Genomic DNA, 14,437 nt, shown 5'->3' with positions numbered 1-14,437 from the left:
AAATAGGCCGAAATTCACAAAAATAGGAAGAAATTTTTTTATACATTCCTTCTTATTTGCTGAAAAATCCTAATATTCGGATTTTTCACATTTATTACTTTTATAATTTATTTTAGTTCCTCTAATGGATCTCCACTTTTTTAATTACATTTCATCGACTAATCAGACTTTCACAAAAAACAAATACTTTTTCTGAATTATTTGTTTTCTATAACAATGACAATAAAAAAATTCTATACGAAAGGTAGCTCTTGTGAAAACAACTATTAAAATTGTTTATTCGACAACTGGTAGCACGTTTTTTACTATTCACCAACTGGCACCGACAGTTGAAAAGGGGCTTGGTCTCTTAAAAGCAGAGCTTTATCTACACGGAAAACAAGTTTATTCTCGTGTCTAAATCTATGCTGCGAAATATCGAAGCAATTAAAGCTATTTCTCCGTCGCTTAGTGGACGCTTTGAAGCCTTACTGCTTAATCAGGGAAAGGTGGCAATTTCAAGAAATATGTCTTTGAATTAAAAAGAAGTCAAAAAGAAGCTAGGAATTACAAAGGATTATCCCAAGGAAGTTCTTGTTCCTTTAGTAATTTTAGTGGTATCTAGTTTGTTTTTTTTAGTATCGCACTTCGTTACTTTGTCGTTCACTTCATTCGTGATGTAACGACTTTCTTTGTTATCAAACATTCTATTTCCCTCCTTACAACACAAAAATAGACCAACCATCGATTAAGATGATTGATCTTCATGAATATAATATATAGTTATTTTTAAGCTAGATACATTTCCTTACAACTGATTTACATCGTTTTCCTTAATAATATGAAATTTCGGGTGTATTCTCGTACTTCCTATCCCAGGAATCAACCACTTTTTTCATTTTTTTTTAATTCTCTCTATTTCTTCAAAGTGTTTATTGGCTTCTTTTTCTGGTTTCAACTGGCTTGCTAAACTTTTGAGTTGGGCACTCTGTCCAATTTCACGAATCTTTTGACGTTGTTCTTCCTTGCGCAGTTCTAATTCTTTATCATCCACTAGAAGCATACCTTTTTCTATTGCAATTAAAATTTATCTAGCATTTTTCCTTGTTCATCTAAAACTTGTGTTACTTTCTTTCCAAACTGCCCTTTTACTGTTTCCCCTAGACCACTTGTGGCAGAAGTAATGGAACTTTTTGCACTTTCTGATTCCGTTTCTCCAGATTTTTTTGTTTTTTTCACAAAACTATCTTTTTTTTGAACAAGTGCCATTGCAGTGGCTTGAGCGCTCGTTTTTTGTAAATTCTTTTTATATTCTTTTAATAATTTTTCGATTGCTTCTAACACGTAATCATACTCCTTTTACGGTTTAGTTTGTTCTTGAAGTTTTTTACGATAGGCTTGTTCTGCTTCGTCTTCTTTTAACGAAAGGGTCCGTTTCTCTCTGTCTAATTCTGAGAAAAAGTCTTCTTCAAGACGTGATAGCTCACGTCTTGCCCATTCCATAGGCTCATTTGTTTCACCAAATCGTTGTACTTGCCGTTGCATTTCAGAATAGGTATCATTCGTTGCTTGTTCCGCTTGTCGCCTAATTCTTGTCAATGCGTCAGATTCTTCTTCAAGTTGTCGTCTCGTTTGTTGATAATCCGCTAATGCTTGCTCTTCTTGATCCATACTCGTATCTCTCCCTTTTTTAGGCAAGTTGTTTCGCTAACTCTTGATCTCGTTGAACTAATTCGCCTATTTTGGCAGTAATGTCTTTGGTTAGGGTACTGAATTTACTACTCATTTGATGCGCTAAACTTAGTTTTTCTTGAAATTCTTGTGAAGGGATCGTCACCATTGTTTGTTCTGTACAATCCATGACTTGCATGGCTACTAGCACTTCTCCATACGACAATTCAGGACAATTTCCTTGAATCGTGGAAAGTCCCTCTTGCCACAATTCTTCTAACTCCTTAATCGCATCTTTATAGAGCTTTACGACGTTCTCCATTGCTAGATCAAATTTTGAAGACGCAAGCTCTACAATGGTTAGCGCCTGACTATCATCTAAATAAATTTGTTCATTTCCAGATAAACCGCCACCACTAGCAGTAAATTTTTTACGTAAGACATTCAATTTGGTAAAACTATCAATTTGAGTTTGAAGCCACTCATTTTCTTTTTTTAATTGTTGGTACTCTTTTTTACTGCCACTTTTATGTACACCATACTGTTCTAATCTGCGCATTTGCATATTATTTTCAACGATGCTTTGCGCTAAAAGAGTTTGTTCAATCGAAATACCGCCATTTAAATCTGAATAAACCACGATATCTCCGTATTTGTTAATATAATTCCCTTTTTTATCTACTTGAAATTGATCTAATGAATGTCCGGCTGTTCTCCACCAAGGGTTATCGATACCGATACTCAAAAAAGGGATTTTTTTCCGTCCGTCTGTCAACACACCACTTGTTACGGCATCCGTTGTATCGAAAAGATTCACAATCGTTCCTTTATACTGTTTAATCTGTTCATCCGTTAAACCTGATCCAGCAGCACCATAAGTGAAGACATTGTAGCCTAATAATATCGCAACATAAATGGCTTCTGCCCCACCTAATGAATGTCCATTCGTACCGATGGTAAAGCCGTCATTTTTGGGATATTTCCGTTCGATTTCTCTAGCGTATTCTACAGAGGTATCAAAAGCCCCTTCGGGTGCTTTTGCGCCTAGAAAAATTTCACCAACGTTTGTTTGCCAATCTCGTTTAGTTGAGGTACCTGCATAAACAATTGTGACGTCTTTTTTTACGACCGATTCCGGATAGCCAGGTACCGTTTTTAAATCGGCATCCACTTTATTTTTATACTCGTCTTTAATTTCTGCCACAGCCATCGCTTGCATACTATTTTTCCGAGGTGCTTGATCTATCTTTAAACTGTCTTTGTTCGTGTCAATGGTGTCAAGAACAATATAATCAGTGTCCTCAATTCGTTTGTCTTTTTCCACTTTTTGTTGTTCAACATCATATACTTTTTTTGATAATGTTCTATACTGATCCATTAATACCTCCGTCATAGTATATAACAAGATTTTTTGGAACATCTAAATTCGTTGGATTCTCTTTTTTATCAAGATAAAAAGGACCATCTCCGTCATTTGTCCCCACACTATATATTAATTTGTTTGTTTCAGCAGAAATTGTATCTAAAGACGTTTCTTTTTCTATAACATTATTTATCATATAATTCACCTTCAACGTTTTCATAGGACCTACAGAAAATCCTGTAAATTCAATTTTTTCGATATCCGAGTATTCTTTAAGTCTGTCTAATTTATCAAAGTATTCTTGCTCCGTTATACTTCCTTTTCCTTTGTCAAATTCTTGATAAATTATAGCTACCTTTTCTTCGTCCCTTGTATAAAGTCGATAATTGTTATACAAATAATTGGCTAAATCTGTTTGAATATCATGTAATTTTGCTAAATCTTTTTCTCTTTTCATGTACCATGCTCCTCCAATTACTACTAAAATTATTATGGCTAAAACTATGTTTTTTTTTGTTTCATTCGTTTCTCCTTAAAGTAAAAGTAATCTAATTATAACATAGCGATTAGATTCATAAAACCACGTAATAGGGTGTCACCGGAAAATCAATACAAAAAATAGCAGTAGAAACCCGAACAACTATAAGAAAAAAGTAGTTGTTCGGGTATTTTGTGTAGTTAAACAGTGTTTATGATTCGCTTGTTACTGTCTTCAACAATAATTCCTTCACTATTATTAATAAAACAAAGATTTAATTGTTCTGTATACTGTGCTTCTATATACTTGGTAACTTTACTAAAAGGAATGTCTTTATAGTGTGGTACCATAATTATTCCACCCCTTTATTGTTGTAGATAATGTTTTCTTCAGCCATTTTTTTGTTAGTGCTTTTTTCTTTTCGTTCTAAAATATACCCATTTCGGTTATTCATAGAATTGAAGCTGTACAACCATTTCCCTGTTTCTGCAGAAATGGTACTTAATGACGTATCGTCTGAGTACACATCATTGATTTTAAAATCAACGACTAAATCTTTCATTGGTCCAACAGAAAATTTAGTAAATTCCACATAACTAGGCTAATCCAAGCAATAATATATTGTATACTAAAGCGTTTTTTATAACGCTTATACCAATTTGTTGAGATGGAACGGTTTTCCCTTTTCGCTTTTTTCATTGTCTTCCCCCTAAATACATTCAGATCAAGAATATTACTTTAATATCCCTCGACAGGTTCTTCCTATTCTGCCCCATTATCCATAACTTAATAATACCTTTCTAGGTATCCTAAGTAAATGATATCCTTTCCTAATCTATGTTTATTAAAAACCTCCAAATAATATTAAATTATTTGGAGGTTTTTTATGGATTATTCAAAACAAATCAAGCTTTTAGAAAATGCAATAAATAAATCGATAGAACTCAAATCTGACTATGTAGTTCTAATGGTTAATACGCTATTTGACGAAAACATAAATATGTTATCTGCTTCTGTATCAGAACAAATTTCGGTTTCAGATCTATCTTATAAAGATTTACTGCAAATAGAAACTAATTTCAGAATGTCCTGCGAATACTATAGATTTTATCATAGTGCTGCTGAGTTTTTAGGTTCAATTTTACTTGGCGAGCTAGATGTTGAAAAAAAATTATTATTATATGCTACTACGCACATTGATAAGACAAACAATGGTCGTTCAGTATTACCACTTATTGCTAATAAACAAAATGTGATAAGTCTGACTGGAGATACATATGCTCTTACAATTACAAAAAATAAGCATGATTATTTTAGAATACTTGAAGGAATAGTTCCTATCCCTGTAACTTACAAATATGAAGAAAATAAAGAATATTTATTGAAATATCCCGCTATTGTAAAACCAACATTAGAATGTTGTGCCAAAGGAGTTACTTTAGTTTCAAATTTTAATGAACTAGTAAAAGAATGTGAAAAACTTACGAATAATTTAAATCAAAATATTATCATTCAGGAATTTATTGATGGTATAGAAATAAATGTTCCCATACTCAAAATGAATGAAGAGTATCTACCATTACCTCCGACAGTTATAGCTCCAAACAATAACTGCGATATTTTAACAGAAAAAATAATTAAAGAAAAAAATTATCATTATATTGAACCAAAGGACCAAGGTTACCCGTTGACTAGTGACATCATCAAGTTAGTTCATAAATATAGTATACTGATTTCTAAGCAATTAAATCTAGGTGGGCTAAGTAGAATTGATTTCCGTCTAGATAAAAAAGGAGAAGCTTATGTTTTTGATATAGCCTCTATTCCATATTTAACTCAATCTGATGCTTGTTGTCTTTCTATAAAGCATTTATTTCCTGAAAATCCATTAGCATTATATCAAGCACTTATTGGGTCAGTTCTTTAATTGACCCAATAAGTAATATTAGAAACAAGTAAGGGACGAAAATAAATATCAGAGTTATTTTTCATTGATCCAGCAGAAGCTGGATCTCTCATTGATTTTCGAAAATCAGTAATTTTCCTCTCACTTTTTATAATTTCATTTATTGCCTCTTCCCTTTTTTGCACAAAAACTTGATCAAAATTAGGTATTCCAGCATTAATCAATGCTTCAATTTGTTTGGAAGATTCTTCAACTTTAGTTGTGTCGTCATAGCTATATGCTAGTACTCTTTTATTAGTAGTTAGTAAATATTTATTATAATTATTGATTCCAACTGTCGTTAGTTGTTCATCAATAAGAAATAAAGCTTCGTCGATTTGGTCTGAATTTGCTAAAAACACTGCGTGATTTGACAGATGGATATTAGGTTCATGCATCTTTTCAAAGATTTCTTCTGTATTAATCAGATACGAGTTCCCTTCTAAAATGGGTTTAATCTCTTTATTTTGAACATAGTCAACTACTAATTTATTATGTTTTATGATGCCCCAATGACTGGAAATCCTTTTGTCAGTTATAAACTCAATTGCTTTTTGCAATACTTCCTCACAAACGGAATAATTTTTTTCCCATAAATTTCTACCTGAAAAATTACACGCTGCTCTCAAATATTGATTCGGTACGTTTTCCCTATGAAGGAGAAGCGTTTTATAGCTTTTTTCAAATAAAGGCATCTTATCTTCCGGAATATCAATCATATCTATTTTACTTCCAAAAATAGCTTGTCTTAGCTGCCAGAAAAATCTATTCTTTTTACTCCCAATACGAATTTGTTTTGAATAGAAGTCTAGAATTGAGAAATAAGTTTTCGCAGCCGTGTCTGTATTTTCTTTCAATCCCCAGCAATCCCAAAGAAAAAATTTTGCTTCTTTTAAGCGCATAGCTAATTCAAGATTACCCAATTCAAGTATAGCATCTATATACTTCTCAATCTCTATAAGATCACTTTCTTTTAGATACTTTCCTCTGTCCTTCAAGCGACCTAAACTTAGACTTCGAAGATAAATTAATTCTGCCCAAATTTCTGAATAATCGAAGTGGTTAGGATGTACTTTTAAGAATGAATCCAACACCTCAAAACAATCAAAATATCTTTCATTTGTATAGTAACTATAGGTCTTCTTAATAATAGGCAAGTAATCACTTGAATCTTCATTATTTATAAAATTCAAAAGCTCTTCAGAGTATTTAGAATTTAAAACGATATTTTCTCTCTGAACATAACAATATGCTAGAACCCCATTGATTTGTACATCATCCATATTTCCTAGAAGTTGATTATAATGGAATTTTTCAAGATAATTCTGAGGTGTATGGATTTCTAAATAATTTAAATAAATATCAGAACGATTTTTTTTGATGTACGAAGGCGTTACCTGTTCAAGTTCAGCAGATACTTCTTCTAATAACGTGACGATTAAATTATCTTGACTGTCAGTAGTCGTTTGAATAAGATCCAATTTTTCCAGACGTTTTAGATGAAACTCTATCTCATCAAAAGTGTACTCTGGAATACTAGCATCAAGTTGCATCAAATTAATTGATTCGTCAAAAAGTTTCAGCGTTTGCAAAATAATTTTTTTAGTGATATTCCCGGCAATTGTTTCATGAAGAGTTTCTTTCAATGATTGTATTTTTATAGCCTTCAACGCTCCAGATTGATTACTCAATCTCACCTCTCGAACTTTTTCATTCGTACCTAATTCATTACGATCTTTCTCAGTGAAGTCTTGCATAGTTAATATTTTAGTTGTTTTCCAAGGTATAATTTGTTTTTGAAAAGAAGGACTTACAGATAGATCGTCATTGGCAATAATTAATACTTTAACACTACTATTTGTCTGATTAGAATAATCTATTATATATTTAAATAATAAGAGAGAACTTAAATCATAGTATAAAAGTTCATCAAAGACGAAAAACAGATGATATTTTTGGGCTTCTGATAGTATTAATTCAAGTATTTTATTCATATCTGATTTAGTCGCCTTGTTAAATAAAGCATCAACAGTATTTGAGAAGTCGATATTACTTGAAGGAATAAAAAAAGAAGCAGCAGTATTAAGCGCTGAATTCGTAGAATCTTTCACAAAATTTTTTAAAATCTGTCCCTCTATATTGAAATCATCTAGAAATGCACCAAATTCTTCGTGCATTTTTATATAATTTCCCTTAATAAAAAATTTTTTATAATTAGTCAGATGAATTTTTTGCCCTAATACAGATTTTCCAATACCAGAGTGATCTCTTAAAATAAGCATATTTTCATCTTGGAAGCTCTTTTTTATAGTATCTATAGTATTTTCTTGAAATTCTAAGCACTTGATATTTTTCAAAACTAAACCTCCAAATAATTTAATATTATTAGTAGTTTTATTATATCATAAGTAAGATATAATAAAACAAACATTTTGTAAGGAGACATAATGAAAAACTATATTAATAAATTTATTGAACACAAAAAACTACAAAATTTATCAAAAAAAACAATAGCTGCCTATTCTATAGATTTAAACCAACTTAACCAGTATCATACTGATTCTAATACTACAATTAATCAGTGTCTATGTGAGTATATTCAAGTTCTGGTTCAAACAGATAGATATAAATCTAGTAGTAAAAAAAGGAAGCTTATTACAATAAAAATGTTTTGGCAGTTTTTAAGAAGGCACCATATTATTGAACTTGACGAATTACCTCAAGTGGATATCCGAAGAGAAAAAAAGCTTCCCAAAACATTAAGTAGCTTAGAACTAGAACAATTAATAACTACCGTTGATAATCATATTCCATCTACACCAAAAAAAAGAAGAGATCATACTAGAGATACAGCTATACTAGAAATTATGATCAATCTGGGCCTGAGGATCAGCGAAGTTAGTAATATAGATATTACTGATTATAATGAGGGGCATTTGGTTATTCATGGTAAAAATAATAAGGAGCGGCTTCTTTTTTTAACTAGTCATTTATCAAAAAGAATTATACAAGACTATTTAATTATTAGAACAGAATATAATCCTCTAATTAGTGAAAAATCATTATTTCTAAATAAGTATGGCCAAAGATTATCCATCTTTGGTATTTCCAATATCTATAAAAAATTTAAAAATATGGCTAAAATTAATTTATTATCTACACCTCACTACTTAAGACATTCCTTCGCCACTCAGCTATTAAATAATGGCGCGAATCTAAGAGATATTCAAGAACTACTTGGGCATTCTAATATTTCAACGACTGAAATCTATACCAGTGTTTCATCTACAAGAAAGGAAATCGTTCTTTCGCGTTATGGTTTCAGAAGCAATATACAAAATACTAAAAATTAAATAGTAATTTCTAAAGTTTTTATGCACTTTTAAAACACCTCCCCCAACTATTGGTGTGAGGTAACTGGGGTCCCATTACTTCTCACATTTCATCAATATTATGTCAGGAATCAAAGGTTTTCTAATTCTTTCTAGTAATTACGCAGTCCGTTCCCAATTTTTATAGCTGGTTCTATAGAAAATAGCAATCATCCATTAAGACGATTGCTATTCAGTATACATACTTTTTTCACTAAAATTTATTCTCTATTAAAGTTCATATAACACTCAATACCGTATGATATAGAAAGTTCCGTTAGTTGCCACCACGTAATTTTACATCAGGCTCAATTTCATCGAAAATACTCGTGAATGTTGTTCTAAAATCATCCGATAAAATTGACATAAAAAATAAGCAGTTGAAAGATTATTTTTCATCTTTCAACTGCTTAACATCATCATTAATGTTCACTAAGCTATTGACATTACATTCTACATCAAGTTCTGTCCTCTATATCAATAATTTTATGTTACATCAACTTTCTTTTTATGATAAAACAACATTTAACGCACTATCTTCTGGTAAAAATTATTACTAAAAAATCTATCCTATTGCTCTAATACAAATCGCGTACTTTTAATATATTTCGTATACTTCCCTTCTACCTCTAATTGCTTGCTCTCTTCCCAGCCATCACCATACACATGGTCTAACCGTCCTAGATCGTCAAAGGTAAAAACCAGACTTACTTCATAGCCGTTCTTCAAAAATAATGTTGGTTCACCATCTTTCAAGCCACTACTCTTTTCCATATCCATGTAGAGATCTGTGTTGATTAAGTCTTTGGACATATCCAGTGATAAGCGATCATTTACTAATGAGCGGAGATTATCACTAAAATACTCATCATATTTTGCTAGATTTTCTTGTTTTTCACTGGAAAATAATATATATCGAATAAAAATTTTTACCGCCTCTTCGTAATCAACCACTTTAAGAGGTGCATAATAATTGTTACCTTGGAAATTCCAACTATCACCAACTAATCCATTGATTTTTGGTTCATTATCTCCAGGATAAAATCTAAGAGTACAAAACGGAGCATCTTTATAACGAATATAGACTATTTCTGAGACATCATTATCCGCTTTTCCCTTCGTTATAAAAGAGAAATCTGACATAGAACTATTCACATAAGGTTTAGCTGGAACAAAATCAGTCATCCGTTCTCTTAATAAATTATCATAAGTAAAACTAACTTTAAAAATGTCTTTCAATAACTGGTTATTTGTACTATAAAAAATGTAAATAAATCGTTCAGCTACTGAACTAAACGGTATATCTAAATCATCAAAATTCACTGGAGTAAATTGCTCTATTCGCTCCCAGCCTTCTCCATAAATTTGATCTATCTTCTGGTTGTAATCATTTATCCTAAGTAGATTAATAGGTTCGTCACGATAATAGATAATGGTGTATTCTGTTGATTCATTTTTTTGATAGTAAAATCACTTAATGTTGCCTGTTCGAATTTTGGTTGCGCATTTAGCTGTGATGCTGCTTCAATTGATACATTTTCCTCCATATAATCAATTTGAAACTGTTTCTGCTGCTCTAATTGTTTGGTTAGGTAAAAAGCATCAATAAATGTTCGCTCGATTAATTCCTCATTTAAATCTTTTTCTACATAACTATCTTCTTCATCTTCCAACGAACTAGCTAGCTGTTCAAGAAGTTTAGTTTTTGAAACTGTATGGGAGGTATTAGGACCAACATTATTAAATAGAGCAAATATGAAAAACATAACGATCAGAACAAGTGAACAGAAGAACATTATTTTAGAAGCTTCACTGCTCTTTCCTTCCTTTTGTTTTATGTTTTTAATTTCATTTTGTAGGTACAAATAGTCTTGTTTATGTGTACTCCATAACTGTTTCTTCATTTCCTTTAAAGCATCATCCAAATAAACTATTTCTTGTAATGGAAGCTTTTTCCACATCTCAAAAGCTATTACGTATTTATGTTGGAAAAAAAAGACATACCCTTCCAACAAGTAATAGAGCTGTTGAGGGATAATCAATTGAGCCTTCTTCCAGGTAATCGTTTCTTGGACTACTTGACTAGCTTGATTTTTCTTTAGCGCTTGAATATATTTTTTTAAAAATTCTGTTGTCTCATTTTTTTGATTCTCTTCAGTGGATAGCAGAGCATGTTCAATTTTCGTTAAAATCATCTTATTTTTTATATTGCCATGATACAATTTTAAACTAGTCAGAACATACAAATTTGAAAGATCATTATCATTCGAAAAAATAAGCTTCGCTCTGTCTAATTTTTTCTCGATTAAATGGACATTTGTATCACTTTCAAGCATACAATAAATAGAATAGCGTAAATTGAAATATTCTTCTCGACTGTTTTCATCAATATCTTGCGCTACTTCAAATGAAAATGGTGGAACATGATATATTTTATATTTTAAAGCGACAAAGTCTCGGTATACATAATTTTCTTGTCCAATTTCATCACGAAAATCTAATAAATCAAACGTATGAAATAAAAAATGAATAATTTCTTTTGCTATAATTGTAAAGTGATCTACTAGAAACACTTGAATGCTATACGTATTTGCCATAAATTCATCAATAGGCCATTCATTGCTTGGTTCTACTAGCTTCTTCCAATGAGCTAGATTATAAAAATAATCTTTTTCGTCAACGATTCGTTGTAGCTTTGTCGAAAAAGGAATATCAAAAACACTACCATTCCCTTGATCATCTGTTTGATCTTGTCTCGCTATCTCCGAAGTTACTCCTTCTTTATCTTTTATAAGAATTCCATCAGCGGATGCTTTCGCTATCGCTAACGCCGTATCAAAAGCTGATTTCAATGCTTGAAATTCTTCTGGTTGTTCATCAGGAATGATCAACTTCAACTTTTTAGAATAAGCTTTCTTTATTTTTCTACTATCTGTTGTATATTCAATTTCTAAAACTTCCCATGGATTCATATACACTTATCACCTTCAAAATTAGATTTCTAGTATGTATTGATTTTTTTTTTTCGAGGACTTCCTTAAGCTCTACTGTCAGCTTTTATCTGGGAGCTTGTTTCACTTCTACAAAAAATCAATCCAATTTCGCCACCAATACTTCATTTCCTAAATTATCCTTATTCTATATTTTGAACTCTCCATTAATCTATTAAACTATCTAATCCATGTGAAACTGTCACCGACACGTTAATTACGTTAGTACTAAATTAATAGGACTAAAATACTATGCTCTTTGTTATAAATTAAGGCAATAAAATTATACCATAGGAATTTTTTAGCTTTCGTCAAATTATTTTATTTCTTTAAAAATTATTGATAATGAAGACTTATTAATGATTTCCTTCTAATCAATTGGGTAGATAACTTATCTGCTTAGATCTTGATCTTTTATATTAAAGAGAATTTTATCATGCGAAGCTGTCATACCATTCGCCTCACTTATTGTTATTTCATGCTAGTTTTTTGGTGTTAGTATTCTAAATTAAACACAACTATTTTTAGGGATAGGTAGTCAAAAATCATTTCGCTTTAATTTTTTTTATCATTGGATAGCCAGCAATACAGTTGGATTTCTTTTGTACTTGTTCGTTCACTCCTTGAAACACAAAAATAGTGATTGGACACAACTCTCTGAGTCATATCCCAATCACATAGGATCTGTATAAAAGGTGGGAGCAGAAGCAATCTCTACGCTTCGATCACATCAAATTCTAAGTGCTAAAGCACTAAGATTGAAGGCTTCGGAAATAAGCCGAAATTGCTGTAAAACACAACAAGGAATGAGTTGATGTTGCACAGTACCTACTTGGTCACAAAAATTTGAAGAACAATTTGCGTAAATTCTCTCTTATTTCTCGGGGTTAAACACTTCTATCCCATCCTCATTTTTAAATGTGTCCTACTACTTTGTGAGGGATATAAGGTTCTTCTAGGTAAAGAACATCTTCTGGGCTTCTACGGCACCCACCGCTGTTTCAATATGATTCATTTTAGTTGCCCCAATGACGGTGCAACTACTGGATTTTTTGGTAGTAACCATCTTAAGGCAATATTCACTTTATTCGTCTCATATTTTGCAGCCAATTCAGCAACTTTATTGACATTTATCCACTTTTCAAGTATTCTATTTCTTCATCTGACCATCTTTCATGAAGCTTTTTCTTCAATTCATCAGACAATTCAAATATATCTAGCCACTCAGAACTTTGTCTTACACTATAAATGTTCCACAAATCTTTATTATCAATATTTAATATTTTTTTTCTGAGAAGATAAGCCTTTTCTTCAATCTCTTCATCAATTAATCCATTCTTTTTCAGCTCAATTAAATTATTTTTACTAAAAAAAGAAGTAACACCCACAATTAAATCTTCAAAAATAAATGTTTCTATTTCTTTATCAGATAAATTTAAAATAAACAGGCCACTTTTATTCAAAGTATCTATAAACCAATCAAACTTTCCACCTAAAGATAGTTTTTTCAACTACTATTCACCTCCAAACTTTATAAAAGTTGCTTTATCATTTGAAAAATCTATATAATCTTCTCCAACAATTTTAACTTTATCGGTGTCTCCCGTTGAAAAACCATAATATGAACCTCCATGTATTCCGTCGCCGGGGTGATAGAATACCATCCCATCACCATCATTAGTAAACTTCCAACCAGTACCTGCTGAACCATATGACGCTTCAGTCCATCCCTCTCCTAGGATAGATTTGATTTCATTTTTAGTACTTCCGTATAATCTTTCAGGATTAGAAATAATATCTTCTAACGAGTTAGGTTTCCAATTAACTTTTCCAGCACCATATTTATCTTTAAAGTAATCATTCCAGTCTTTTCCAGAGACAGGATTCTCTGCGCCAAAATCTGTTTTAGTAGGGTTAGTCCCACTGGTTTTCTTAGGTGTATTTTTTTTGTTGGACGTTAACCCTTTCCCACCATAATAAGCACCAATAGCAACTACAGATATGGCACTCAATACGGTTGACCACCGTTGGGCCTTTTCTAAATCTGTTAACGGTTTCCCTGTTTTTGCATTAATTCCTGTACGTAATTCTTCTGCCATTGTAGCAAAATAGTCGTCCAGTATACCATTTTCTTTCGGATTCATCAAAATTGCAAGATAGTCTTTGTATGTCTCATTAAATTCAAAATCTGCCTGTGATACTCTTAACGGATCTTTTACCCACATCCATTCATAGACACCTGGTGCTATCTGAACACGGACATATCTTCTCCCTTCCATAGCTTTTTTAAATTTAGCCGCATGCTCTTGTTCCATTTTTTTTGCTCTTTCATCCCATCGACTAGAAATAGCTTTTGCCCAGTTCATATCTAACTTACTGATATCAAAAGTCCCTGTAGAGGCATTCCACGCTTTACAATCCTTTACTTGATTAATCGCTGTATTCAATTCTTGTTGAGAAGAATTATATTCACTAAAAAAGCTTGTTGACTGAGCGCTGTATGCCCGTAATTTCTCCAGTTTTTCTTTTCTCTTTTGCATGGCCTCATAAGCGTTCATAGAACGTCTTTCTAAGTCTGGTCGAGGTCTTTTCGCATCCCGAATCAAGTCTCAATCGTGTGTAATAACTCTTGATATTGAT

At 31.8% G+C, this 14,437-nt stretch carries 17 protein-coding genes and 1 pseudogene; 4 read left to right on the top strand and 14 right to left on the bottom strand.

The features are described 5' to 3' along the window. Positions 1 to 253 precede the first annotated feature (253 nt). A complete protein-coding gene (locus V192_RS21590) occupies positions 254 to 400 on the top strand; it encodes a hypothetical protein (RefSeq protein WP_158001114.1) in 147 nt (48 codons plus the stop codon). Positions 401 to 404: 4 nt separating this feature from the next. After that, on the top strand, positions 405 to 521 hold the full coding sequence (locus V192_RS22785) for a hypothetical protein (RefSeq protein WP_128080845.1): 117 nt from the start codon (positions 405 to 407) through the stop codon (positions 519 to 521). Between the two features lie 35 nt (positions 522 to 556). Here V192_RS22785 and V192_RS22680 read toward each other — a convergent pair whose 3' ends face one another. The 8 genes from V192_RS22680 to V192_RS0118175 form a co-directional block, all read right to left on the bottom strand. Further along, positions 557 to 685: a hypothetical protein gene (locus tag V192_RS22680; RefSeq protein WP_275574559.1), complete on the bottom strand. Its 129-nt coding sequence runs from the start codon at positions 683 to 685 to the stop codon at positions 557 to 559. Positions 686 to 874: 189 nt separating this feature from the next. After that, the gene (locus V192_RS21585) at positions 875 to 1,033 is read right to left on the bottom strand and encodes a hypothetical protein (RefSeq protein ID WP_158001113.1); all 159 of its coding nucleotides are present in this window, start codon (positions 1,031 to 1,033) and stop codon (positions 875 to 877) included. A gap of 26 nt (positions 1,034 to 1,059) precedes the next feature. Then, positions 1,060 to 1,323, bottom strand: coding sequence for a hypothetical protein (locus tag V192_RS0118200; protein ID WP_025873695.1), 264 nt, complete (start codon positions 1,321 to 1,323; stop codon positions 1,060 to 1,062). A 15-nt stretch (positions 1,324 to 1,338) separates the two neighbouring features. Beyond that, positions 1,339 to 1,650 (bottom strand): hypothetical protein, encoded by a 312-nt coding sequence (locus V192_RS0118195; RefSeq protein WP_025873694.1) that lies wholly within the window; start codon positions 1,648 to 1,650, stop codon positions 1,339 to 1,341. Between the two features lie 19 nt (positions 1,651 to 1,669). Further along, positions 1,670 to 3,028: a Tle-like phospholipase domain-containing protein gene (locus V192_RS0118190; protein ID WP_025873693.1), complete on the bottom strand. Its 1,359-nt coding sequence runs from the start codon at positions 3,026 to 3,028 to the stop codon at positions 1,670 to 1,672. Then, complete coding sequence (locus tag V192_RS0118185) at positions 3,015 to 3,470, bottom strand: hypothetical protein (RefSeq protein WP_025873692.1); 456 nt, start codon at positions 3,468 to 3,470, stop codon at positions 3,015 to 3,017. The genes V192_RS0118190 and V192_RS0118185 overlap by 14 nt, the downstream gene beginning before the upstream one ends. A 221-nt stretch (positions 3,471 to 3,691) precedes the next feature. Then, the gene (locus V192_RS21580) at positions 3,692 to 3,841 is read right to left on the bottom strand and encodes a hypothetical protein (protein WP_158001112.1); all 150 of its coding nucleotides are present in this window, start codon (positions 3,839 to 3,841) and stop codon (positions 3,692 to 3,694) included. Between the two features lie 2 nt (positions 3,842 to 3,843). Beyond that, positions 3,844 to 4,083 (bottom strand): hypothetical protein, encoded by a 240-nt coding sequence (locus V192_RS0118175; protein WP_128080844.1) that lies wholly within the window; start codon positions 4,081 to 4,083, stop codon positions 3,844 to 3,846. Between the two features lie 294 nt (positions 4,084 to 4,377). Here V192_RS0118175 and V192_RS0118170 point away from each other — a divergent pair, with 294 nt between their 5' ends. Continuing rightward, on the top strand, positions 4,378 to 5,418 hold the full coding sequence (locus V192_RS0118170; protein WP_025873691.1) for an ATP-grasp domain-containing protein: 1,041 nt from the start codon (positions 4,378 to 4,380) through the stop codon (positions 5,416 to 5,418). Here the strand turns inward: V192_RS0118170 and V192_RS0118165 are convergent. Next, positions 5,415 to 7,793, bottom strand: a complete 2,379-nt coding sequence (locus V192_RS0118165; RefSeq protein WP_025873690.1) for a hypothetical protein — start codon at positions 7,791 to 7,793, stop codon at positions 5,415 to 5,417. The genes V192_RS0118170 and V192_RS0118165 overlap by 4 nt on opposite strands. Before the next feature lie 90 nt (positions 7,794 to 7,883). On the opposite strand from V192_RS0118165, the gene V192_RS0118160 reads away from it, so the two are divergent. After that, positions 7,884 to 8,789: a tyrosine-type recombinase/integrase gene (locus tag V192_RS0118160; RefSeq protein ID WP_025873689.1), complete on the top strand. Its 906-nt coding sequence runs from the start codon at positions 7,884 to 7,886 to the stop codon at positions 8,787 to 8,789. A 588-nt stretch (positions 8,790 to 9,377) separates the two neighbouring features. Here V192_RS0118160 and V192_RS0118155 read toward each other — a convergent pair. From V192_RS0118155 to V192_RS22485, 5 genes and pseudogenes are all read right to left on the bottom strand, one after another. Further along, the gene (locus V192_RS0118155) at positions 9,378 to 10,130 is read right to left on the bottom strand and encodes a hypothetical protein (protein WP_025873688.1); all 753 of its coding nucleotides are present in this window, start codon (positions 10,128 to 10,130) and stop codon (positions 9,378 to 9,380) included. Between the two features lie 68 nt (positions 10,131 to 10,198). Beyond that, positions 10,199 to 11,779, bottom strand: a complete 1,581-nt coding sequence (locus tag V192_RS0118150; protein WP_025873687.1) for a J domain-containing protein — start codon at positions 11,777 to 11,779, stop codon at positions 10,199 to 10,201. A gap of 932 nt (positions 11,780 to 12,711) precedes the next feature. Further along, a pseudogene (locus V192_RS22780) lies at positions 12,712 to 12,925 on the bottom strand (aldo/keto reductase); the annotation flags it as partial. Positions 12,926 to 12,927: 2 nt separating this feature from the next. After that, a complete protein-coding gene (locus V192_RS0118145; protein WP_025873686.1) occupies positions 12,928 to 13,308 on the bottom strand; it encodes a hypothetical protein in 381 nt (126 codons plus the stop codon). Positions 13,309 to 13,311: 3 nt separating this feature from the next. Continuing rightward, the gene (locus V192_RS22485; RefSeq protein WP_025873685.1) at positions 13,312 to 14,355 is read right to left on the bottom strand and encodes a hypothetical protein; all 1,044 of its coding nucleotides are present in this window, start codon (positions 14,353 to 14,355) and stop codon (positions 13,312 to 13,314) included. Between the last annotated feature and the right edge of the window lie 82 nt (positions 14,356 to 14,437).

It is taken from the genome of Enterococcus crotali, from assembly GCF_000633635.1.
Taxonomy (GTDB): domain Bacteria; phylum Bacillota; class Bacilli; order Lactobacillales; family Enterococcaceae; genus Enterococcus_L; species Enterococcus_L crotali.
The sequence above is the reverse complement of the archived record's forward strand: the minus strand, read 5'-3'. Positions and strand labels throughout refer to the sequence as shown.

Coding starts and splice junctions, on each gene's coding strand:
- V192_RS22785 (WP_128080845.1), top strand. CDS start 405: ATGCTGCGAAATATCGAAGCAATTAAAGCTATTTCTCCGTCGCTTAGT.
- V192_RS22680 (WP_275574559.1), bottom strand. CDS start 685: ATGTTTGATAACAAAGAAAGTCGTTACATCACGAATGAAGTGAACGAC.
- V192_RS0118195 (WP_025873694.1), bottom strand. CDS start 1,650: ATGGATCAAGAAGAGCAAGCATTAGCGGATTATCAACAAACGAGACGA.
- V192_RS0118190 (WP_025873693.1), bottom strand. CDS start 3,028: ATGGATCAGTATAGAACATTATCAAAAAAAGTATATGATGTTGAACAA.
- V192_RS0118185 (WP_025873692.1), bottom strand. CDS start 3,470: ATGAAAAGAGAAAAAGATTTAGCAAAATTACATGATATTCAAACAGAT.
- V192_RS21580 (WP_158001112.1), bottom strand. CDS start 3,841: ATGGTACCACACTATAAAGACATTCCTTTTAGTAAAGTTACCAAGTAT.
- V192_RS0118170 (WP_025873691.1), top strand. CDS start 4,378: ATGGATTATTCAAAACAAATCAAGCTTTTAGAAAATGCAATAAATAAA.
- V192_RS0118160 (WP_025873689.1), top strand. CDS start 7,884: ATGAAAAACTATATTAATAAATTTATTGAACACAAAAAACTACAAAAT.
- V192_RS0118150 (WP_025873687.1), bottom strand. CDS start 11,779: ATGAATCCATGGGAAGTTTTAGAAATTGAATATACAACAGATAGTAGA.
- V192_RS22485 (WP_025873685.1), bottom strand. CDS start 14,355: ATGAACGCTTATGAGGCCATGCAAAAGAGAAAAGAAAAACTGGAGAAA.